The sequence below is a fragment of the Streptomyces sp. NPDC037273 genome, from assembly GCF_055603625.1.
Map to the genome: position 1 here is coordinate 722984 of NZ_JBVJVO010000001.1, position 22459 is coordinate 745442.

21 protein-coding genes are annotated in these 22459 nt (G+C 69.0%); 13 read left to right on the forward strand and 8 right to left on the reverse strand.

All coding sequences use genetic code 11. From position 1 onward, the window contains the following. Positions 1-31 precede the first annotated feature (31 nt). Positions 32-445, forward strand: a complete 414-nt coding sequence (locus ACZ7G1_RS03195; RefSeq protein ID WP_470877950.1) for a VOC family protein — start codon at positions 32-34, stop codon at positions 443-445. A 34-nt stretch (positions 446-479) separates the two neighbouring features. On the opposite strand, the gene ACZ7G1_RS03200 is transcribed toward ACZ7G1_RS03195, so the two are convergent. After that, the gene (locus ACZ7G1_RS03200) at positions 480-878 is read right to left on the reverse strand and encodes a cupin domain-containing protein (protein WP_470877951.1); all 399 of its coding nucleotides are present in this window, start codon (positions 876-878) and stop codon (positions 480-482) included. Between the two features lie 52 nt (positions 879-930). Between ACZ7G1_RS03200 and ACZ7G1_RS03205 the strand changes: the two genes are divergently transcribed. Next, complete coding sequence (locus tag ACZ7G1_RS03205) at positions 931-1923, forward strand: helix-turn-helix domain-containing protein (RefSeq protein ID WP_470877952.1); 993 nt, start codon at positions 931-933, stop codon at positions 1921-1923. Between the two features lie 82 nt (positions 1924-2005). Here ACZ7G1_RS03205 and ACZ7G1_RS03210 read toward each other — a convergent pair whose 3' ends face one another. Then, entirely contained in the window at positions 2006-3823 is a 1818-nt protein-coding gene (locus ACZ7G1_RS03210; RefSeq protein ID WP_470877953.1) for a glycoside hydrolase family 15 protein, read from the reverse strand. A 120-nt stretch (positions 3824-3943) separates the two neighbouring features. Continuing rightward, positions 3944-5143 carry an IPT/TIG domain-containing protein gene (locus ACZ7G1_RS03215; protein WP_470877954.1) on the reverse strand — a complete coding sequence of 400 codons (1200 nt, stop codon included), beginning with the start codon at positions 5141-5143 and terminating at the stop codon, positions 3944-3946. 212 nt (positions 5144-5355) lie between these two features. Between ACZ7G1_RS03215 and ACZ7G1_RS03220 the strand changes: the two genes are divergently transcribed. The 4 genes from ACZ7G1_RS03220 (at position 5356) to ACZ7G1_RS03235 (ending at position 10543) form a co-directional block, all read left to right on the forward strand. Then, the gene (locus ACZ7G1_RS03220; RefSeq protein ID WP_470877955.1) at positions 5356-5919 is read left to right on the forward strand and encodes a dihydrofolate reductase family protein; all 564 of its coding nucleotides are present in this window, start codon (positions 5356-5358) and stop codon (positions 5917-5919) included. A 191-nt stretch (positions 5920-6110) separates the two neighbouring features. Continuing rightward, positions 6111-7226 (forward strand): peptidoglycan-binding domain-containing protein, encoded by a 1116-nt coding sequence (locus ACZ7G1_RS03225; protein WP_470877956.1) that lies wholly within the window; start codon positions 6111-6113, stop codon positions 7224-7226. A 114-nt stretch (positions 7227-7340) separates the two neighbouring features. Then, positions 7341-8627: an MFS transporter gene (locus ACZ7G1_RS03230; protein WP_470877957.1), complete on the forward strand. Its 1287-nt coding sequence runs from the start codon at positions 7341-7343 to the stop codon at positions 8625-8627. Between the two features lie 320 nt (positions 8628-8947). Beyond that, entirely contained in the window at positions 8948-10543 is a 1596-nt protein-coding gene (locus ACZ7G1_RS03235; RefSeq protein WP_470877958.1) for an alpha/beta hydrolase, read from the forward strand. A gap of 27 nt (positions 10544-10570) precedes the next feature. Here the strand turns inward: ACZ7G1_RS03235 and ACZ7G1_RS03240 are convergent, their stop codons facing one another. The 3 genes from ACZ7G1_RS03240 to ACZ7G1_RS03250 are packed head-to-tail and all read right to left on the reverse strand — an operon-like array spanning position 10571 to position 12634. Next, positions 10571-11203, reverse strand: a complete 633-nt coding sequence (locus ACZ7G1_RS03240; protein ID WP_470877959.1) for a flavin reductase family protein — start codon at positions 11201-11203, stop codon at positions 10571-10573. A gap of 22 nt (positions 11204-11225) precedes the next feature. Then, positions 11226-11936, reverse strand: coding sequence for a Fic family protein (locus ACZ7G1_RS03245; RefSeq protein ID WP_470877960.1), 711 nt, complete (start codon positions 11934-11936; stop codon positions 11226-11228). A gap of 20 nt (positions 11937-11956) precedes the next feature. Next, positions 11957-12634, reverse strand: coding sequence for a hypothetical protein (locus ACZ7G1_RS03250; RefSeq protein WP_470877961.1), 678 nt, complete (start codon positions 12632-12634; stop codon positions 11957-11959). 690 nt (positions 12635-13324) lie between these two features. Between ACZ7G1_RS03250 and ACZ7G1_RS03255 the strand changes: the two genes are divergently transcribed. The 3 genes from ACZ7G1_RS03255 to ACZ7G1_RS03265 are packed head-to-tail and all read left to right on the forward strand — an operon-like array spanning position 13325 to position 17132. Continuing rightward, positions 13325-16642, forward strand: a complete 3318-nt coding sequence (locus tag ACZ7G1_RS03255) for a tetratricopeptide repeat protein (RefSeq protein WP_470877962.1) — start codon at positions 13325-13327, stop codon at positions 16640-16642. 58 nt (positions 16643-16700) lie between these two features. Then, positions 16701-16922: a hypothetical protein gene (locus ACZ7G1_RS03260; protein WP_470877963.1), complete on the forward strand. Its 222-nt coding sequence runs from the start codon at positions 16701-16703 to the stop codon at positions 16920-16922. A gap of 24 nt (positions 16923-16946) precedes the next feature. Then, on the forward strand, positions 16947-17132 hold the full coding sequence (locus ACZ7G1_RS03265; RefSeq protein WP_470877964.1) for a hypothetical protein: 186 nt from the start codon (positions 16947-16949) through the stop codon (positions 17130-17132). 270 nt (positions 17133-17402) lie between these two features. On the opposite strand, the gene ACZ7G1_RS03270 is transcribed toward ACZ7G1_RS03265, so the two are convergent. Further along, positions 17403-18335 (reverse strand): hypothetical protein, encoded by a 933-nt coding sequence (locus ACZ7G1_RS03270; RefSeq protein WP_470877965.1) that lies wholly within the window; start codon positions 18333-18335, stop codon positions 17403-17405. A gap of 851 nt (positions 18336-19186) precedes the next feature. Between ACZ7G1_RS03270 and ACZ7G1_RS03275 the strand changes: the two genes are divergently transcribed. The 4 genes from ACZ7G1_RS03275 to ACZ7G1_RS03290 all read left to right on the forward strand — a co-directional run bounded on the left by ACZ7G1_RS03275 (position 19187) and on the right by ACZ7G1_RS03290 (position 21292). Continuing rightward, entirely contained in the window at positions 19187-19696 is a 510-nt protein-coding gene (locus tag ACZ7G1_RS03275) for a DUF6924 domain-containing protein (RefSeq protein WP_470877966.1), read from the forward strand. Positions 19697-20073: 377 nt separating this feature from the next. Then, a complete protein-coding gene (locus ACZ7G1_RS03280; protein WP_470877967.1) occupies positions 20074-20307 on the forward strand; it encodes a hypothetical protein in 234 nt (77 codons plus the stop codon). 230 nt (positions 20308-20537) lie between these two features. Continuing rightward, positions 20538-21023: a DUF2975 domain-containing protein gene (locus ACZ7G1_RS03285; RefSeq protein ID WP_470877968.1), complete on the forward strand. Its 486-nt coding sequence runs from the start codon at positions 20538-20540 to the stop codon at positions 21021-21023. Then, on the forward strand, positions 21023-21292 hold the full coding sequence (locus tag ACZ7G1_RS03290; protein WP_470877969.1) for a helix-turn-helix domain-containing protein: 270 nt from the start codon (positions 21023-21025) through the stop codon (positions 21290-21292). Before ACZ7G1_RS03285 ends, ACZ7G1_RS03290 begins: the two co-directional genes overlap by 1 nt. Positions 21293-21403: 111 nt before the next feature. Here ACZ7G1_RS03290 and ACZ7G1_RS03295 read toward each other — a convergent pair whose 3' ends face one another. Further along, positions 21404-22009, reverse strand: coding sequence for an SMI1/KNR4 family protein (locus ACZ7G1_RS03295; protein ID WP_470877970.1), 606 nt, complete (start codon positions 22007-22009; stop codon positions 21404-21406). Between the last annotated feature and the right edge of the window lie 450 nt (positions 22010-22459).

The following is a 22459-nucleotide window of genomic DNA, read 5'->3' on the forward strand; positions in this document are numbered from 1 at the left end:
GGCGGAGTCTCGGACGGTTAGAAATGTCCCCATGGAACTCACTCAAGTACGTCTGCTGGTCTCCGACTTCCCCACCATCTACCGCTTCTACCGGGACGTCATCGGCCTCAAGCCCCAGTTCGACGCCGAGTCAGGCCCGTACGCCAAGCTCAGCCCCGACACCGGACACGCCGCGATAGCCCTCCAGGACCGGGCGCAGATGGCCGGCGTGCTGGACCGGTCGGGCGTGGCACCCCAGGGACTCCGCTCGCTCGTCGCGCTGCGAGTGGACGACCTCGACGCCACCCACGCCGAACTCGTCGCACGAGGAGCCGAGTTCAGCAGCGAACCCGCATCCATGGGTGATCGGATGCGGGTCGCGTACCTGGAGGACCCGGAAGGGAACGTGATCGAGCTCCAGGAGTGGCTGGCGCTGCGCGGGCAGGGCGACCGCGCGGGGGAGTAGGGGAGGGGGCGCGCGCGGAGGATTCCGCGCGCCCTCAGAGGTCGAGGGCGTGGCCGGTCGTCGCGTCGACGTGGTCGGGGACGTCGTCGTGGCGGTCGCCGACGGTCGACGTGCCGGTCGGCTCGAACAACAGGATCGCCGCGCCGGACGGAGCCGACGGCTTGTGCTCGGTCCCGCGCGGGACGGCGAAGACGGACCCGCGGGGCAGCGTCACCGTGCGCTCACCACTGTCCGGCTCACGCAGGGAGATGTGCAGTTCTCCTTCGAGTACGAGGAAGAACTCGTCGGTGTCGTCATGGACGTGCCAGAGGTGCTCGCCCTCGACCTTGGCGATCCGGACGTCGTAGTCGTTGACCTGCGTGACGATGCGGGGGCTCCAGAGGGCGTCGAAGGAGGCCAGAGCCTTGGCGAGGGATACGGGCTGATTGGTCATGGACTCATCCTGCGGGCTGTCGCCCGGCCGCCGTGAGTGCTAGGAATCGCACATGGCGAAAGAATCCTCGCAGCGGGACCGTACGGCGCACCCGCACAAGGTGGTCGTGATCGTGGACGAGAACTCGAACCCCTTCGAGCTCAGCTGCGCGATCGAGATCTTCGGTCTGCCCAGACCGGAGCTCGGCCGCGACCTGTACGACTTCAGACTCTGCTCTCCCGAGCCCGACACGTTGATGCGAGACGGCTTCTTCACCCTCACAGGAGTCGCGGGACTCGACGCGGCCGACGACGCGGACACCCTGATCGTCCCCAACCGGCCCGACGTCGAGGTGCCCCGCCGCCCCCTCGTCCTGGCCGCCATCCGACGAGCACACGCGCGCGGCGCCCGACTCATCGGCTTCTGCAGCGGCGCCTTCACCCTCGCCGAGGCCGGTGTGCTCGACGGACGCAGGGCCACCGCCCACTGGCAATGGGCCGACGGCTTCCGGGAACGCTTCCCCGCCGTCCACCTCGAACCGGACGTCCTCTTCGTGGACGACGGCGACATCCTCACCGCGGCGGGCAGCGCGGCCGCACTCGATCTCGGACTCCACGTCGTCCGTCGCGACCACGGCGCGGAAGCCGCCAACTCCGTCAGCCGACGCCTCGTCTTCGCCGCCCACCGCGACGGCGGCCAACGCCAGTTCGTCGAGCGCCCCATGCCCGACCGCCCCGACGAATCCCTTTCCCCCGTCCTCGCCTGGGCCCAGGAACGCCTCGACTCGCCCCTCACCGTCGCGGACCTCGCCACCCGGGCGGCCGTCAGCCCCGCGACCCTGCACCGCCGCTTCCGGGCACAACTGGGAGCCACCCCCCTGGCCTGGCTCACACGTGAACGCCTCTCCCTCGCCTGCCGCCTGATCGAACGGGGCGAGCAGCGCTTCGAGATCGTCGCCCGACGCAGCGGCCTCGGCACCGCCGCCAACCTCCGCGCCCTCATGCGCCGCGAAACGGGCATCACCCCCACCGCGTACCTGCGCCGCTTCGGCCCCGCCACCGACTGACGTCCCGAGCCACCCCCGCCGGTCTCAGCGGTCCAGGGCCACCCCCGCCGGGCTCAGCGGTCCAGGGCCACGCCCGCCGGGCTCAGCGGTCCAGCGCCTCGTCCAGGGAGAGGGCCGCGGTGATGAGCGCGAGGTGGGTGAACGCCTGCGGAAAGTTGCCGAGTTGTTCGCCGGTCGGGCCGATCTCCTCGGCGAAGAGCCCGACATGGTTCGCGTAGGTCAGCATCTTGTCGAACGCGTACCGGGCCTGTTCCAGCCGGCCGGCCCGGGCGAGCGCGTCGACGTAGAGGAAACTGCAGAGCGAGAACGTACCCTCGGAGCCGCGCAGACCGTCGGGCGAGGCAGCGGGGTCGTAACGGTAGACCAGGCTGTCGGAGACCAGCTCGGCGTCCATCGCGTCCAGCGTGGACAGCCAGCGCGGGTCCCGCGGCGAGACGAAACCGGTGACGGGCATGAGCAGCAGCGAGGCGTCCAGGACGTCACTGCCGTAATGCTGGACGAAGGCCTGGCGCTCGACGGACCACCCGCGCTCCATCACCTGACGCAACACCGCGTCACGAGCCGCGGTCCAGCGCGGAAGGTCGGCCGGCCGGCCCAGCTCGTTGGCCATCCGCACCGCACGGTCGAACGCCACCCAGCACATCACCCGGCTGTACGTGAAGTCCTGGCGGCCACCACGCGTCTCCCAGATCCCCTCGTCCGGCCGGTCCCACTGGTCGCACAGCCAGTCCACCGTGCCGGCGAACCGCTGCCAACCGTCATACCCGGCCAACTGCGCCAGATCACGCGCCTGCGCCAGGGCGTAGACGGCCTCGCCGTAGATGTCGAGCTGAAGCTGGTCGGCGGCCCCGTTACCGGCCCGCACCGGAGCCGACCCCCGCCAGCCCTCCAGATGCTCCAGCACCTCCTCGTGCAGATGCGGATCCCCGTCCACCCGGTACATGATCTGCAACGGCTCCCCGCTGACCGTACGACCGGCCCGCAACCGCGCGCCCAACCAGCGCCGGAACGCGTCCGCCTCCTCCGTAAAGCCCAGGTCGACCATCGCCCGCACCGACAACGAGGCATCCCGCACCCACGTATACCGGTAGTCCCAGTTCCGCTCCCCGCCGACCTGCTCCGGCAACCCCATCGTGGCGGCTGCCACGGGCGCGCCCGTCGGCGCGTACGTGAGCAGCTTCAACGTGATCGCCGAACGGTTCACCTGCTGCTGCCACCGCCCCCGATACCTGCAGCGGCCGATCCACTCATGCCAGAACGACCGGACCCCGTCGAACGCCGCCCGCAGGCTCACCTCATCCGCCGGCGCCGGCGGCTCCGCCCCCGGCCCGTCCAACGTGAGCACCGCAGCCGCCCGCTGCCCCGCCGACAACTCCACCGACGCCGTCACATCCTCGCCGTCACGCTCCAGCGCGACCGCCCCCAGCACCTGAAGATGCGCGGTCGCCGACGCGCCCGCGAACCGCGCGTTCGCGCCATCCAACCCCAACTCATGCCGCTCACGCCCGTAATCGAACCGCGGCCTGCACTCCACCGCGAACCGCACCGTGCCCCGCACCACCCGCATCACCCGCACCAACGTGTGCCGGTCCACCGCCACCGTCGGATCCGCCGCCAACGGCATGAAATCGGCCACCTCACCCACCCCGTCCGGCGTCAGGAACCGCGTCAACAACACCGCGCTGTCCGCCAGATACAACTGCCGCACCGTCGTACCCGGCGCCTCCACCGTGATCGAGAAATGCCCGCCCCGCTCATGATCCAACAACCGCCCGAAAACACTCGGCGCATCGAACCGCGGCGAACAGAACCAATCCACCACCCCCTCCGCCGACACCAACGCACACGTCTGCAAGTCCCCCACGAGACCGTGATCGGCGATCGGCGGATATCGATGCATCGGCAGCGTCCTCACGAACCAGGGAGCGGTAGACGGTCCTCCACACCACCCTGCGACCAGCCGCACCACCGAGCCACCGCCATTACTCCAAACGGTGCCACCCTCCCCCCCACCCCCCCCTCAGTACGTGAACGTCGCCGGGCCCCCGGGCAGCGACTGCTCACCGAACGCGTTCGTGACGACGACCGGGACAGTGCCCAAGATCCCCAGGAACGGCGGGATGACGACGAGCAGATGCGGCGAAGACGGTACGACGCTGAGCGCGCCGACCCCGTTGAACGTGACGGCGCTCGAGGCGTCGAACCCGACGCCCTTGATCACAGCCTTGCCGCCGGTCCCGAGCAGACCCGCGGCGGTGTTGGGACTGATCTCGTTGACGACGGGCGGATTCACGCCGACCTCGATCGACAGCTCGTCGAGCACCGGCGCTATCGGCAGAGCAAGGCCGACCGCGCGGGTCGGATTGGTGCTCGTAGAGCTGGGCAGCATCTCGTCGCCCTGGACGAGGAGGCCGATGACCTCGTCGTTTGCGTTGACCAGCACGGACCCGGAGTCGCCGTGCCAGATGAAGAGCCCTCCGACGGGGAACGTGTCGACGCGGAGGCGTTCGTCCCCGACCTGCCCGGGGTTCATGTGGGCGACGACGACGCCCTTGGTGAAGCCGGTCGAGCGACCGCGCTTCCTGACGGCCGTCCAGAGATGGTCGCCGGGTGGGGCCGTGGACGAGCCTTGGAGCGCCCCGATGTCGAGCACGCTGCAGTCAGGAGTCCCCCGGCTCGGATCCGGGGCCAGGGTGGCACAGTCCCAGTCCGTCCCCTGCAACTCCACCGTGCCGATCAGCGCGGACTGGGGAGCCCCGGGCTGCGGCTGGAACATCTCGTCCCCAGGTGCCGGCGTCACATGGTTGGCGGTGAGCAGCACCCTGGACCCGTCGGTGCGCCGCTGTGCCACACACCCCAGCGTCCCGATGAACACCTGGAACGGGTCGTCCCACCCGATCGACACACCACCACGCGGCGCCTGCACGAACGTCGAGTCGTTGAGCAGCGCGAGCTCCTCCGGCCGACTCTCCACGACATCCGTCACGTACCCCTCCCACGACCGCGGGACCGTCTCCTCCCGCGACAGCTCCCCGGACGGCCGCTTGTCCGGCACGTACACGATCAGCGCGATCTCCTCGACGTACGTCCCCCCGACCCGCTTCAAGCCGACCCCGTACGACACCTCCCCAGGCAACACGCCCTCGTACGCGCTCCTCAGCGCCTCCAGAGCCTCATACGCGGCCGACGGAACAGCCACCGGCACTCCGGGTTCCCGCATCGGAATCCCTCCGCTCCACCGAAAGGATCACCCTCCTTCCAGTGTGCCGAGCCGCTCCCACCCGGGCGACCGGATCTTCCCGGCCCGACGTGACCCAGGGTGAACCCGACGACGCTGAGTCACCCGACTCGACAGCCAGGACCGAGCACCGATGAATTTCCCGCGCCGTGTCGGTCCGAACCCGTGAGACCCACTCACGGAAGGCTGGCACCATGCGGAAACTCATCTACGGCATGAACCTGAGCCTGGACGGCTACATCGCCGCGCCCGGCGACGACATCGGCTGGAGCGTGCCCAGCGACGAGATGTTCCAGTTCTGGTCCGACCAACTCCAGGCCACCGACCTCACCCTCTACGGCCGCAAGCTGTGGCAGACCATGAGCTCCTACTGGCCCACCGGCGACCAGCAACCGAACGCCACCCCGGCGGAGATCGAGTTCGCCCACCGCTGGCGAGACATGGCGAAGGTCGTCTTCTCCTCGACCATCGACCAGGTCGACTGGAACACCCGCCTCGTCACCGGCGACGCCGTCACCGAGATCACCCGCCTCAAAGCCGAGGACGGCGGCCCCATGGACATCGGCGGCGCGACCCTCGCCGCCACAGCCATGCGCGCCGGCCTCATCGACGAATACATCCTCGCGACCGCCCCCGTCCTCGTAGGCGGCGGCACTCCGTTCTTCACCACCCTGAGCAACTGGGTCGACCTGAACCTGGTGGAGACCCGGACGTTTCCCGACGGCATCGTCCTGACCAGGTACGAGACACGGCGCTGAGTGGCTTGCCGCTGTCGCACGGGGTGAGCGGCATGAGTACGACCGGCGTGCCGTCGGGTCTGAGTACGTGCCGCGAAACTTGAGAGCCCGCAAGTCCGGAGAGACGATGGGAGTAGCCGGGGGGACCAGCAAAAGCGGTCAGGAATAGGGACCGGGGCGGGGAAGACCCACGCGGGAAAGGCGGTTTCGCCATGGCGCTGCTGAAATCCGCCCGCTTCCGAGGCGACCCGATACTGGAGAAGGTACGTGCGGGGACGACGTCCTCGTACCTCAAGTACGGCCAGTCCGGGAACCACATCCAAGCGGTGCAGTACGGGCTGATCGACCTGGGCTACAGCATCCCGAGCGGCGCGACCGGGAACTTCGGGAACCAGACCTCCGCCGCTGTCGTGCAGTTCAAGCAGGACCAGGTTCCACCCCTGACGCCCGGCGACCCGGTGGTCGGCATCGGCACGATGACCGCACTGGACGAGGCATGGGCCATGCCGTGCGCGGACCGGGACGAATGGCTGTCCTGGCAGACCCGGCGGATACCCGCCTACGACTTCAACCGCAGCCGGGAACTCGCGAGGCTTCCGATCACCTCGTACACCTTCAACCCCGTGTCCGCGGTGATCCCGTCCGCGTTCCGCAGCGCGATGACCACCGGCCTCGTAGCTCTGCTCGACCCGACCGGTTCACCCGACGGACCCTTCACCCCACCGGCCACCTGGGGCGCCAGCCCGCTCGACCTGGAGCACTGCCACATCGTGGTGGACACGCCCTCGGCCGCGGCCGCCTGGTACAACCCGCGGAACAAGTACATCGCTCTCCGGACCCGATCCACCGCACTCATGGCCGAGGCCGACCTTTCCGGCCACACCAGATTCGGTCCCGCCTGGACCGCGGTCTACAAGAACCTCCTGACCGCCCCGACCGTCGGATCCACCCAGGGTTACCTCTCCCAGTACACCGACTTCCTCAAGGACGTGCTGAACACCTGCACCGCGACCCACCAATCGGTACGCCTGCTCTGGCACACGTTCGACTCTGACAACTGGCGCCCCGTCGGCATGGCCGACAACGACCCCCGCCGCGCCTGGTGGAACGAAGTCGTCCCCCACCCCTCCGGAGTCACCCACCCGCCCTTCGGCAGCAACGAGGGAGCCGTCGGGGCGCACACCTTCATCCTGGGTGACCTCCAATTCGTCATCGACGAGTTCGCCGTCATCACCGCCCTCGCCCCCACGTACGTCGAGGCCGCGGCACTCGTCGATCTGGAGGAGGCGCACATCTTCGCTGCCATGCAGGGCTTGCCGTACCCCTGAAAGGGGCGGGGTGGGAGGCGGGGGGAGAGAGCGACCGGCGCCCTCGGCGCGGGCTGTCCCGCCAAGGTGACCCTGGCCACAACCTGCGCAGATGCCACTGTTAGCATCATCGGCATGATCATGACGGGGGCCAAGAAGAAGGTACCCAGCGGTCCGGAAGCCGGTCCGCAGAGAGCCCTGATCATCTCCAGTTTCGTCAGCAGGGTGGGCAACGGGCTTTTCAACACCGCCGCCATCCTCTACTTCACGTTCGTGGTGCACCTGCCCGCGACGCAGGTGGGTGCGGGCCTCACGATCGCCGGCCTGTGCGGCCTGGCGGCCGGCATCCCGGCGGGGAATCTGGCCGACCGGTACGGGCCGCGCGGAGTCTGCCTGGCGAGCCACGCTCTGCAGGCCGTGACGATGGCGGCGTTCGTCTTCATCGACAGTTGGCTCGCGTTCACGATCGTCGCCACCCTGGACCGGCTGGCCGCCACGGCCGGCGGCGCGGCGGGCGGCGCGCTCGTGGCGCGCGTCGGCGGCGAACGGCCCGCCGCATTCCGGGCCAGGCTCCGGACGTACGTCAATCTCGGCGTCGTCGTCGGCACGCTCGGCGCGGCCTTCGCGATCCAGATCAATACCCGCCCCGCCTACACCGCGCTGATCCTCGCCAACGCGGCCAGCTTCGCCCTCGCCGGCCTGATCGCGTTCCTGGGCGTGCCGAACTTCCGCCCCCTGCCCCAGCCCAAGGAACACCGCCAGTGGTCCGTGCTGACCGACCGGCCGTACGTCTCCTTCGTCGCCCTCTACAGCGCCATGGGCCTGCAGTACCAGACCGTCTCCCTCCTCCTTCCGATCTGGCTCACCGCCCACACCGACGCCCCACGCTGGACCGTGGCGGTGGTCTACGCGGTCAACAGCGGCGTCTGCGTCCTCCTCCAGAGCAAGCTCGGCTCCAAAGTCGAGACCAACCGCCAGGGCGGCCGCGCCTTCCGCCTCGCCGGCCTCCTCTTCCTCATCAGCTGCCCGCTGATGGCCCTCACCGCGAACGTCCCCTCGTGGGTCGCCCCCACGCTCGCCATCCTCGCGGTGTGCATCCACAGCGTCGGCGAGGTCTACGAGTCCTCCGGCGGCTACACCCTCGCCTACGGCATCGCACCCGACCACGCCCAAGGCCAGTACCAAGGCCTCTTCGGCATCGGCTTCAACGCCGGCCAAGCCGTCGCCCCCCTCATCCTCACCGGCGCCGTCCTCGCACTCGGCCACACCGGCTGGTTCCTCCTCGGCGCCTTCTTCGCCGCCGTCGGCGCCGCAGGCCCCCCCATCGCCGCCTGGGCCGAACGCAGCCGCCCCAAGGCCCCGAGCACGGAACCCACCGAGCCGCGCCGACAGGGCGAGTCGTCCCTCGTAGAAGCCGACTAGGCCGGCTGGGTCGACTAAGCCGACGGGGCCGACTGGGCCGGCTAGGCCGACTCGCTCCCGGTACCTCCGCCGCGCCCCTCGGGCCCGGACACCGCCACCCGCCTGAAGAGCCCACCTCGACGCGTCGGCCACGTCAGGCCAAGCACCAGCGGGTTCGTGAGAGGAACCATCTACGCGCACCGGACGAGTATCCAGGAACAGGCCGGCCGGGCGAGCAAGTGAAGTCGTGCGGGTGCCTGGGGATTTTCAGGGGCGAACCCTGATCGTTTTCGGGGATCTCCCGGAGTCGCCCGGGGTACCTGCCGTCCTAGCGTGGAGGTATGCCAACTTCACGACGAATCAAGGTCTTCGCGACAATCGCGGCAGTATTAGCAGTTGCCGCGACGCCCACCGTCACCGCTGCTGCGATCACCCCGGCAGCAGCCACGATCACACCACCCGCCATCGCCACGATCACCACCCGCGCCGCCACCCACCCGAACCCCCTCACCCGCTTCCACACCCAGCGCATCGCCTGGCACACCTGCACCACCGGGCCCACCGACGATGTCGGCCAGTCGCTGGACGCGGCCGGAGCCGACTGCGCCGACATCACGGTGCCCCTGGACTACACCGACCCTCGCGGCCGTACGATCACCGTCGCCATATCCCGCCTGAAGGCCACGGACACCACCCACCGCATCGGCGCGCTCCTCCTCAACGACGGCGGACCGGCCGGCCCGAGCCTTCACATGCCGGTGACCAAATCGGCGGTGATGGGGGAGGTCGCCCATCGGTACGACTTGATCGGCATGGACCCGCGCTTCGTCGGGCGGAGCACGCCGCTGGACTGCGGATGGGACCTCGGCTCCGCTCTCGTCCGTTCGGCGGGAGACGACCGGGCGGCGTACCGGGCGGAGGTCGCTCTCGCCCACGAGTTGGCAGCGCGGTGCAAGAGCACCAACGGCGATGTGCTGCCGTACGTGACCACCCGCAACACCGCGCGCGACATGGACGTCATCCGCGCGGCCCTCGGCGAGAGGGCCGTCTCCTACCTCGGCTACTCCTACGGCAGCTACCTCGGCGAGGTCTACACCCAGCTCTTCCCGGGCCGCGTCGACCGCGTCGTGCTCGACGGCGTCAACACTCCGGCGCACTACACCCAGACCCTGCTACGCGGCGCGGAAGCAGCCAACGAGGAAGCCCTGCGCGCATGGGCGTCATGGGCAGCGGCACGGCACGGCACCTACGGGCTTGGCGCCACGCGCGACGAGGTGCTGGCGACGGTGGAGCACATACGCGAGGCCGCGTCGCGGGAGCCGCTGCGGATCGGTACGACGTACCGGGTGGACGAGCATGTGCTCCCCGCCCTGTTCATAGGCGGTCTGGGCAGCGACCTCGACGCGCGCCGCGCCGCGCTGGCGGAGACCGTACGGTTCCTGGCGCGCGCTGCGGAGCGGGAACCGGTCGAGCCGTCCGAAGCGCTCGCGGGGCAACTCGAGTTCCTGCTGACCGACGCAGGCTCGGCCGCCTCCAGCCAGATGACCGCGATCATCTGCGGCGACGTCGCAGAGCGGCGAGGCGTCGGCAGCTACTGGCGCGCTGTCGAGGATTCCCGCGCTACGTCTCCGCTCGCCGGCCCCCTGGCCAACAACATCACCCCCTGCGAGTTCTGGGACCGCCCCACAGAGGCACCTACCGTGCTCGACAACGACATCCCCGCTCTCCTCATCAACGCCACCGGCGACCCCCGCACCCTCTACTCCGGCGCCCAAGCCATGCGCGAACAGTGGCCCAGCTCCCGCCTCCTCACCGTCAAGGGCGCCCTCCAGCACGGCCTCTACGGCGAGTACGGCAACACCTGCGTCGACGAGCGCGTCAACGCCTACCTCCGCACCGGCCGGCTCCCCGCACACGACCTGACCTGCCAGGCATAACGGACAGACCCACCCCGGGCAGGAGCCTCAACGCTCAGTGGGCGTCTGCGAGGTGAAGCAGTGCCCGAGCTCGGGGGCGAGGCCCTGATAGTGCCGGAAGTTGAAGATGAGCGGGCTCCACAGCGTCGGGTCGATGTGCTGGGTACCGGGCACGACAATGCGCCGGTCGGCGTGCACGCGCGTGACAGCGCACTCCACTATGAGGAACTGCCCCTCCGCCTCCGGCGAGCTGCGCCGGACCCGTGCTTCGAGCTGGATCGGACATTCGGCCACGCGCGGAACACGTACCGTCTCGGACGCCACAGGCGTGAGACCAGCAGCGCCGAACTTGTCCGGTTCGTAGCGGTAACCCCGTGCCTCCTTTGCCGCGGGCACGGGGTGGGCACCCGTCAGCGGGGCAAGCCGCTCCACCGCACGCCACAGGTCAGGGGAAGGGAGGCTGATCACAAGCTCAGGCCGGGCAGCCAGGTTGGCCGCTGTCTGGCCGTCGGCGCCGAGCCCGAGTACCACGGTCTGCCCGAGCGCCCAAGCAGAGGAGACAGGGGCCAGATTGGTCGAACCGTCGGCGTTCTCGGTGCTGAGCAGGGCAACGGGGGTTCCGAAGTACAAAATGCCGGGGGTGATCACCGTGTAAGAGCTTGCTCGCGTCGCTGTCGTCATGGAACACGAACCTAGGATCCGGTTACTTCGGCGCCGGCCGAACCGTCCCCAGGCGGGCCTCGGCCCAAGAGCCGCCTTCCAGCGAGCCACCATGGCGTAGGCGACGTCCCGCCGCGTCGAGCAGAACGCCGAGCAGCAGGGCCAGATCGGCCGCCCCCTCGGCGTCGTCGGCCCAGCGAGTGGTCTGGAGCGGGTGGACCTGTTCGAGGGCGGCCTGCTCCCGGGCCAGTACGAAGGCGACGGCCAGCAGTGCCGCGCGGGCGTTCCCGTCGTCGAACGGATGGAAGAAGAGGACGTCGAGGTATGTCCGGGCAGCGCGCGAGGGGAGAGGGAGGTCGGGTTGGGTGCTCTCGGACAGGCATTGCTCGAACGACGCCCGCGTGCCGGGTGCGATGCCGTAGCGTTCCCGCCCTGCCTTCGCGAAGGCAGGGGCCGTACGGAAGACGGGGGTCGTCGGAAAGTCGGCCTCGGCCTCGGCGTCGCCGGATACGGTCCGCTGCCAGCCGGCCATGAGAGCGAAGGTCAACCGGCCGCCTGCCCTGGCATCCGTCAATGCCAGATCGAGAGCGCTCAGCACCCTGACGGTGCCTTGGGGATCACGGCTGCCTCGGGTCGCCGTGAAGAAGTCCCGGAAAGCACCCCGATGTGTCCCCGCATCGGCGGCCGGGACACCGCGCCAGCTCGGCCACGAGATCTTCGGCCGGATGCGCAGCCAGTCGGCGAGGGCGTCCATCGGCTGGTCAGTCACAGGCATCAGCCGTCACGGCCCACGCCTCGGGCGAACCGCGAGCTCACCGAGTCGATCACCGTGATGTCCGGCGCGACCCAACTGTCGAACCGCCCGCCCACCGCGCCCTCCACGAGCTCCCCGGCCCGGGTCTCGTCGATGCCGCTGCAAGCGAGGAACCAGCGGAGTACCTGCATGCAGTGCCTGTACCAACCGCTTTCTGCCTGCGTCCGGTCGGCCACCACGGTGACCAGACGCGTACACGCCCGCTCCCAGTACCAAGGATCCACCGAGGCAGCGGACCCGGCTGAAACCGGAGGCGGCGCCAGAGCCCCGAAGCGCTCGGCGAGCTCCTCCAACCATTCACGCCATTCGACCAACGCCGCGACGACCAGCGGGGCCGTATCCTCCGCCGTCGAAACCGAATGCGCCGGGCAGCACCAGGCGCCGACGACCCCGCCGTCCATGTCGGCTTCCCCTACCGACCAGTTCCACCCGCATGCCCAGCGGCCGTATCGGTCCACCAGCAGCTCGGTGACGGGTGCGAGCGAGGTACCGCGCTGCTCACGGGCTGCCTCGGGGCTGGGCAGCAAGGGCGCGACCAGACGGGCCAAATCCCGCGCCGCACCTTCGTTCAATTCGAACGGGTGCCGTGCCGGATCCACGTCCGCCCAGTTCAGGTTCCATGCCCACAACTCAGTCACCCCGCCACAATGCCCTGTGCCGCTGCCTACCTCCACTCAGATCTTCGTGGAAGCCCGCTGGTACGGGATGAGATCCGGCGACGACTGGGCCGTTTGGAACATCGCTGAGGAAGGAGCAGTCGTGCGCGACTACTACGCGGAGGATGCCTACCCGCATCGGCCGACCCCTGCGCGCCGCCAGTGTGAGGCCGGGCGGCGGGACTCCACCGAGGAGGCTGCGGGTCCCCGACTGCTGTGTCGAACGGGGCTGTTGGGTAAGACTTGTTGCTGCGGTACTTCGGGGTGGTACTCGCGGGGGAGGGGAACCGTGGACAAGGGCGTCTCGTTGGCCGAGGCCTTGCACCAGGTGCGTCAGGCGCATGCGCATGCGCATGTGTCGTACGTGGCGGGGGGCGCTCGTGAGCCGTTCTGCCGCGCCCGTGTTCTCCCCATCCCTGCCGTCACCGGCCCGACGGAACAGCGTGCTGCCATCACCAGACGCCCTACAGGGGGACAGCGCGTCGAGGCCGCCGGAGGTGTGCGGTGAATCCGGAGCGCCTCGCATGGGTTCGGACCGGAGATCCGGAGGGTTTCGGGTCGGGCTATCTGGTCGGGCCGCAGCTGGTTCTGACCGCGCTGCACGTCGTACGGGCTGAGGGACGATTGGCGGAGCACGTACAGGTAGGAGTCGGACACCCGCACTTCGGGACCGTGGATCACCGCCGGGCTCAGGTGTGCTGGCCGGACCCGGACGCCCCCGCCCCCGCCCCGGCCTCCGGGCGAGGCGTCCTCACCCCCCGCCCCCTGGACATCGCCCTTCTCTGGCTCGACGAGCCCGTGGCGACAGCCGGGGGACCGGTGACCTGGGGTACCCCCAGTGGCACCCGCCCCATCCCGTACATGGGCGCCGGATTCCCTGCGTTCGCCGCCGATGCCGGAAGCATCGTGCAGGTCGAGGCGTTGCGTGGCGAGCTGTCCGCGGTCTCGACGTCCTCGGCCGGGTGGGTGCTGGACTGCCATGTGTGGCCGGCGGCGGGCCGTAACGGCGAGCGGCCGTGGGCGGGGGCGTCCGGAGCGGCGGTTTTCTGCCACGGGCGACTGGTGGGAGTGGCGGTCGAGGACAACCGCACCATGGACTGGCGCCGTCTGCATGCCGCCCCCATCCACGAGGCCCTCACGCTGCCCGGATTCGCGGAACTCGTCACCCGTAAAGGACATCCCGGCACCGCACCCGTACCGGAGCCGGTGACAGCCGTACCCGAGGCGGCCGGCGAGCCAACCACGGGCGCCACCAGTGGCAGGCCCACGGCCACCGCGTCACCCGGTATGACCGAGGCGGCGTCGGCTTGGCCCGTGATTGTGGGCCAGGTGCCCACCCTGGCAACTGCCCTTCAGCCGCGGGACGAGCTGAGGGCGCAGATCGAGCGGGCGCGATCGGTCAGCGGGGCGGTGGTGCTGACCCAGGTGCTGTCGGGCGGCGGCGGGGTGGGGAAGACCCAGTTGGCCGCGGCCTGTGTCAGCGATGCGCTGGCCGAGGGAACGGAGGTCGTCGTCTGGGCACCCGCGGCCGAGCCGCAGCAGGTGATCGCCCAGTACGCTCAGGCAGCCGCGCATCTGCGTCTGACGGGCGCGACCGGTGAAGATCTGGAAGCCGATGCACTGACCCTCCTGAACTGGCTGGCGACGACGTCACGACGGTGGCTGGTGGTCCTGGACGATGTGACCGACCCGGTCGCGTTGGGCGAGTGGTGGCCGGTGAGCCGCAGTGGCAGCGGTTGGAGTCTCGCCACTACGCGCCTCAACGATGCCCGGCTCACCGGGGGCGGACGTACCCGCGTCGACATCGGTATCTACACACCCGAGGAGTCCTTCTCCTACCTTGGCGAGCGGCTGACCCGAGACGACATGGGGCACCTGCTCGACGAGGAGGCCGATGCTCTCGCCGACGCCCTCGGCCACCTTCCCCTCGCGCTCGGCCTCGCCGCGGCCCACATGCTCAACGAGGAACTCACCTGCGCCGAATACCTGGAGCTGTTCAACCGGCGCGCCACGCGCCTGGGCGACGCACTGCCCGCATCGGCCGACGCCGAAGGCTACGGCCGGCACATCTCCGTGGCTCTGCTTCTCGCCCTCGACGCGGTCCAACGCGCCGACACCACACAGCTCGCCACTCCCATACTGTGCCTGGCCGCCCTGCTCGACCCCGCGGGGCACCCCCACGCGTTCTGGTCAGACCGACTCGTTCTCGAATACCTCGGCCACTACAGCCCCGACGGCCAGCCGGTCCCCGCCGATCAGGCCCGTGCCGTGCTGCGGCTCCTGCACCGCTACGCCCTGATCACCCACGACCGCCGAACCGAACCACGAGCCGTACGCATCCACGCCCTGACCGCCCGCGCCGTCCGTGAAGCCACCCCCGCGGCCGATCTCCAGCACCTCGCCACCGCGGCGGCGGAAGGCCTTATGGACATCTGGCCCGACGTCGATCAGGCGCTCCCCGACCTCGCTGCCACACTGCGCGCCAACACGGATGCCCTCGCTCTCCACAGCGACGGCCGGCTCTGGCATCCGGTCTTCCACCGCGCGGGCGACAGCCTCTTGGGCGCCGGCCTGATAGGCAGCGCCACCGCGTACTGGCAGCAACTGGTCGCCGCCGAGGAGTACCTCTTCGGCGCCGACCACCCCCACCTCCTCAACGCCCGCGCCCGCCTCGCCATCTGCTACCGACGGGGCGGCTGGACCGAAGAAGCCATCGAGCTCCTCGAACAAGTGGTCGTCGACAGCGAACACCTCCTCCCTCCCGACCACCCCGACACCCTGCTCCGCCGCAACAGCCTCGCCAGCGCCTACCTCCAAGCGGCCCGCACCGAGGAAGCCAACGCACTCCTCGAACAACTGGTGGCCGACAGCGAACGACTCCTCGGCCCCGACGACCACACCACGCTCCTCGCCCGCGCCAACCTCGCCGGCTCCTACCAGCAAGCGGACCGGATCGACGAAGCACTGGACCTACAACAGCGGGTGGTGGCCGACAACGAACGACTCCTCGGCCTCGACCACCCCAACACCCTCACCGCGCGAAACAACCTCGCTCGCCTCTACCAGAAGGCCGGCCGCGCGGAGGAAGCACTGACCCTGCAGGAGCAGGTGCTGACCGACAGCGAACGACTCCTCGGCCCCGACCACCCCGACACCCTGCTCGCCGCCGCCAACCTGGCGGCCTCCTACCAGCAGGGTGGCAGGTTCCAAGAGGCCATCGCCCTTTTCGAGCAGGTCGTCCCGGCTCGTGAGCAAGTCCTCGGCCCCGACCACCTCGACACCGTCATCGCCCGCGGCAGCCTCGCCGGGGTCTACGAACGAGCGGGCCGAACCGATGAAGCCATCGACCTCCTGGAGTCCGTGGTCGCGGCATGCGATCGACTCCTCGGCGTCGACCACCCCGACACCATCTTCGTCCGCCACGGCCTCGCCGGCATCTACGCTCGCGCCGACCGCACGGACGACGCACTCGGCATGCTCTGGCGCGTCGCGTTCGACAGCCGCCGCCTCCTCGGCGACGACCACCCCCTCACCCTCGACACCCGCAACGAACTAGGCGCCTTCTACGAACAAGCCGGCCTGCTCCCGGAATCGAACGAAACCCGCGAGCGCATAGCCGCCGACGTCGAACGGCTCCTCGGCACCGCCCACCCCGACACCTTCCTCATCCGCAACAACCTCGCCACCCACTACGAACAAACGGCCCGCTTCCCCCAAGCCATCGAAGCCCGCCAACGCCTCGCGACCGACGCCGCCCACTTCCTCGGCCCCGACGACCCCTTCACCCTGACCACCCGCACCAACCTCGCCCTCTGCTACCACCAGGCAGGCCACACCACCCAAGCCATCACCCTCCTCCAACAGCTCTCCGCGGACTCCACCCGCCTCCTCGGCCCCACCCACCCGGACACCCTCGCCACCGAGGCCTACCTCACCTCCCTCCTTCAGCCACGAAACGAATCCGGACCAGGAGCCCCAGACCAGGGCTAGGCCAGCCATGCCCGGCCTTTGCCGACTCGCCAAAGATCCTGCTTGGGATCATGTCCGGATGGATCTCGACCTCGCCCCACCGACCGGCATCGGCCCGTTGCGGATCGGCATGACTCGCCACGCGGCCAATACGGCGCTGGACTCACTCCGCGATCCCTCCGCGCTCTCGGAGTCCGATCAGCCAGGACACCACGTCTTCCGCCCCAGCGGCCTGATGATCAGCATCCACTGCCTGCACGACCAGCTCGAAGCCATCGAACTGGGAAGGCCGTCGTCCTAAACGGACCGCGTGTCATTCCAGGGCGTGGACGTGTTCGTCCTTCCGGCCCGCGAGGTCGTCCGACGCGTCGCCGCATTCACCGTGGTCGAGGAGGATCCCGACGACCATGCCTCATCCATCGCCCCGGACCTGCTGCTGAGCTTCTGGCGCCCATTCGCAGCCGACGACGAGCCCGCAGAGGAACAGGGGTACTACTTCAGCTCGGCTTGATGGGGCTCGTTGAAAATCCCCACCCCCCCTGCTCGGGGGTGACCCCAGACCTGCTCGATGGATCTCCCCACGTCGCTAGCAGCCAGCCGGTTCCAGGGGCGGTGCGTGGCCTTTCGGTCACGCACCGCCTGCTGAGGAGGGCTTGTGCCAGAGGCTGCCTGCGCGTGGGAGCTCGTGCTTGGGAGGCAGCCTTTCATCGCGGTGTGCGCGCTCCTGGCGGTACAGCGGTACATCCGGATGTAACGGTCAGTGCGAGAACTTCGGCAGGGCTCAGACGCGGGGCCAGTCCTGGCCGGCTGTCGCCTCGCGTGCGACCTGACGCCATTGATTCTCTCCGCCGGGCAGGGGCCAGGCCCAGGTCGGCTGTTCCGCGGTGTTCAGGTCGTGGAGGAGGCGGACGAGCTGTGGACCGGCGGTGGCTGCACCGTCTGGGACTGTGGGGCCGCGGACGGCGCGGAGTCCGGCGAAGCGTGCCAGTTCGTCCTCGTAGAAGCCCACGGCCTGCTCGATGCGTGCGGCAAGGTCGCCGCGCGGCACCGTGCGGTGCAACTGCAGCAGCGGCGGCTCGACGGATCCGGCGATTGCTGCTGCGAGCCGCGCGTGACCGTCCAGGATCAGATGGCAGTCCAGGCCGCTTACCCACCACAACAAGACGGGCGGGAGCGTTCCTTCACGGGCCTGCTTGCGGTACGCCTTGACCCGGCTGTCGTCGGAATCGGGCATCGGCCGCAGCGGCAGGACCTCCCATGAATGAGAATGGAAGAACCAGTCGATGTATCCGTCCGGATGGCCGTCGACGAGCATCGAGCCCCAGTACTCGGCGTGCGAAGTGCCATGGTGACGCCAGCGCTGGAGCGGGCTTTCACACGAGAGCAGCCACCGGCCCTCGTGCAACGGGCTGTTGGGCGAATCGATGAGGTACTGCGCAAAGCGGTGAGCCCATCGCTCCGGGCTGCCCGCCAGGGCTCGCGCCACATCGGCACGCAACGGCGGGACAAAGGAGCGGTACTCGTCAGTGCGCCAGAAGTCCACGCCCTGGAGCTGCTCGTCGACCACAGCGAGCAGCACGGGCCGCGACAGCTGGGAGACCAGGAGTTGCGGCCCCGCACTGAACACGCACAGCCCCGGCTGGTGGCGGTCCTGCACGTCCAGGGACAGGCCCACCCACGTGCCGTCGTCCCTCGTCACATCGCTGCGCTGCATGCCGAGAGCGTAGACGCTGCTGCGATGGACAACCTTGACCGTCCGACACCCCCAACACTCCGCGAACCTGTGACCTCGGCCGGAATCACGCGCCGGTGCTCGTTGAAGCTCCTCACTCCGTTGAACTCCGGACCGAATGAGGCGACGAGCGGCCCTGGCCGATTTCAGAGATCCCCATCATCCTGGCGCGGCCCGGCTACTACGACACCCCAGCCCAGGCCGCGGAGCGCCTCCAACAGACCCCTTGACGGCCCGGCCATGAGACCAGCAGGCTTCGCCTCCGCGTCGAGCCGAGGCCGGTCCGGTCGTACATCCGGTCCTTGATCATTCGGTGCGGTCCGGCCAAGCGGTGGGCGGGGGAGGGTTGTCGTTCGCTCTCCGCTGGGGTGGGTACTCGATCGGGTCGGCTTCCCAGTACCTGTCCTCCCCTCGGTAAACGACCCGTCCAGGACGTGGGTTGGGTCCGCCGTCCCGGCCGGCGTGCCAATAGATGAGCGCGACCACCGCCCCCAGGAAGAGGACCATTCCAAGAGCGGCCCACGCTGCCGGGTCGCCTTCGGCGAGCCGAGGCCCGCCCCTGGTCCAAAGGAAGCGCCCGAGCCGCCAAGCCGCCATCACCAGCACAAACGCGAGCCCGAGGGTAAAGGGCAGAAAAACCAGCCCAAGGCCCAAACAGCCTTTGTCCACGCTCCGGTTCCTCATTGCAGCCCCCCGCCCTTCGCCCCCGCGCCGCTGGATGTCGCCGGGGCGGGCATACCCGGCCCGGGCAGGCACGACACCGGTCGCGGACTCGACACGGAGCGACGCTCGGGGAAGGGCTGTTGTCGGTGCGGCGTGGGAGAGTCCAGGCCATGACGTCGCCGGAGGGCCTTCAGCGAGCGCTGCCTGTGATCGTCGGACGTGACATGTTCGACGCTCTCGTGATCAGGACCGACTTCAACGACGACGAGTCGTGGAATGCGGTGGTCGGGGAGCTGCGCCGGCCATGGGGGCCGGCTGGTGAGTTTCCCGCGAGGGTGCAGGTGGTTGATGCGCCTGCTTGGTCGGGGGCGACAGTCGATGAGGTTCTTGCCGCAGTCGACGAAGACGAGTATCTGAGCGTTGTCTTCCTCGCCGACCGCCGCACGATGGAGTCGCCGGTACGAGGGCTGCTGGCTTTGACGACCGTCTGGGAGGACGAGGGCGACCTTGATCCCGTCTACTACCAGGAGCTCATCGAGTCGCCGGAGCCCCGGGAGTTCCGAACCGTCCCCGCCGCTGTGCACGCGGTCCATACGACCGTGACGCTCGGCAACATGGGCTTCGTCGAATTCGCCGCGGCAGCTTCCGCAGAGCCTGATCAGGTCCTGCGGCCCGCGTGACGGGTGCGGCGGGCAGCCGTTGCCTTGGAAGGGCGTCCAGGGCGTCCAGGGCGGCCGAGGTCCTCATTTCGAAGCGGTGGGCCTTGTCGCCCCGCCAAGCGGCTCACACCAACGGTGTAATTCGTGTACGGGGGGCGTCGTCGCAAGCAGCGTGCACAGGGCGTTGAGAGAACGGCTTGGGGGGTGAATGGCCAGGTCATCGAAACGAGGGGGGATTTTCAACGGGCTGTTGGAGAAGATCGTTTCTGCGGTTGGGTGGGGCAGAGATTCGATATCCGGCATTGGAGTGAGACGCCGTGTCTCGTTGTGGGGCGGTGGCGTTTGACCGCGCGACGGGCACTTTCTGGCACGTCATTCCGAGATTTCGAGGAGTAGCTATGCGTTCTCTGGCCGCGTCTGTCCTGGCTGTCGGCATTCTGCTGGGTGGGGCAGGTGCCGCGCTCGCCCACGACGGTGTGGGGATCGGGGGCTTCTCCGAGGGCGGCGCCGGGTTCACGTCGCACTGTTCGGTGTCGGGCGTTCCGGCCGTGTACGGGACGATCTTCACCGGGTCGTGCTCGGACGCGGGCTGGGAGTACGGCGCGGAGTACACGCACTTCGGCGTCCACTGATCTGTGGCCTTCCCCGGTCTCTAGGCAGCGCTCCTAGCCGGGCCTCACGCGGCCTGTGCGGATGTACGGCCTGCGGCGACGGGCTCGCTCTCATTCGAGGGCGGGCCCGTCTGCTGTGTGAGCGGGTGGTGGGGCGCTTCGTGCAGGTTCGAGCCGGCAGTGCGTCCACCCCTTGCTTGATCTATCGAGAATCGATAGATTCCCATCGAAGGTCGATGGAGGGCTGAGGCATGGGAAAGCTGGCGGTGGGCGCGCTGCGCGCCGTACTCGTCGTGGTGCTGACCGGCACTGTGTTCGTACAGGTCTTGATGGTGTGGGCGTTGGCCACCGATCCCGAGGACGGGTCACTGCCGCTTACGCCGCTGCGCCTGGTCACGATCCTGGGCATGGTGTCTGCCCAGGTCGCGATGGTGTGCGTGTGGCGCCTCGTGGCGATGGTGCGGCGCGGGACCGTGTTCTCGCACGCGGCATTCCGGTACGTGGATGGCGTCATCGGCGCGATCGTGGCGGCGGCGCTCGTGTGGTTCGCGGTCACGGCCATCAACGCGCCCGGTCAGCGGGAAGACCCGGGCGTCACCGTCATCATGGCCGGGATCGGTGTGGCCATCCTGGGTGTCGCGCTCATCGTCCTCGTACTGCGCATGCTGCTCGCGCAGGCCGTCGCCCGCGACGGTGAAGCCACCCGCATGCAGGCCGAGCTAGACGAGGTCATCTGATGCCCATCGCCGTCGACATCGACGTGATGCTCGCCAAGCGCAAGATGTCTGTCGGTGAGCTCGCGGACCGCGTAGGCATCACGCCCGCTAACCTGGCCGTACTCAAGAACGGCCGAGCCAAAGCGGTCCGCTTCGCGACCCTCGCCGCGCTCTGCGACGTACTCCAATGCCAGCCGGGCGACCTGCTGCGCTGGGAGCCGGAGGACATTGAGGCCTCCGAGGGCGTCGAGGGCGAAATGACGATGCCGGGCGGCGCAGCTAGCCCGTGAACGTCGACCGACCGGCGCCTCGTGTCGGCCTGGTCGCGGGGGGGCCTTAGAGGTCATCTCGTTTGGCTGTGCGGGCACCGGTGGTCGCCTGTCGCTGCCGTGGCGGAAGGGTTACATGCCGCGGTCCGGCCCGCTCCACGGTTCCGGCCGTTCGTCGGCAGACATCGGAAGTCGGCACAGCTGTACCGGGCCGGGGTAGAAGGCGGAGGTGTTGGGGCCAGTCATGTCTTCACCGATGAGGTAGCGGTAGAGCCATTCGGCGAAGCTCATGTCGTACCGTGCCCAACCGCCTTCGCCGTCTTCGACCAAGAGCCAAGGGGTCATGTCGTCCACGGCCATGATGAAGATCGTCTCGCCTCGGTCGGTGCTGGCGATCGGCCACAGTCCGTTGCGGGTGCCGAAGCTCAGTTCCGTGAGTCCGAACAGCACACGGGGATCGTCATCGGCGTCAAGGTCAAGTTCATTCCAGGGCACGTCGTTCCAGGCCCGGACCGTGTCCGCGATCCACTGGCGCAGGTTCCATCGCTCGGTCGCGGGATGGAGCAGGCGCAGGTGTCCGTTGAGGTCGATAGGAGCGTAGGCGTCCACGAGGGCCTGATAGTCGGTCGGCAGTCGGGTGTCGAGTTGTGCGTGGAGCCGGTCCCAGGCGGTGGGGTCCGCGTAGCGGTTCTGGTCCGGGCCGAGCATCGCCATGGTGGCGGCCAGGTAGTCGGTCATGGCGTTCCTCGTTGGTGTGTGCCGCCTGTGCGGGAAGCAAGCCCTCTTGGGGTATTCGGGGTATGGCAGGGATCATCCCAGTCCGGAGGGCTCGCCGGTCAGGCTGTCAGCCTGCGGTAGCGGATCAGGACCTTCGCCGGACACCGCCCTGGGGTCGTACTGGAGCGGGCGGAGCCACCCGCTGGAGCAACTCCCACAACCCATCCCGGCGTCAGATGCTCCACGGTCGCCATCGCGGCCGCCAGCCCAGTGATCAGCCAGTTGAGACTACCTCTTAGGTCGTGTGTGGCACCCGGGCTCCAGGTGCGCCAAGTCGCCCGTTGCTCGCTGTCGAACCCCGTGAGAGCATCAAGGTTCAACGGTCCGTCAACTCTCATTGGTTCTTCGCAGCGCGAATGAGAGAGCGCGGGCCGTTGCCATGTCCATGGGTTGGATGAATCCATCCGAGAG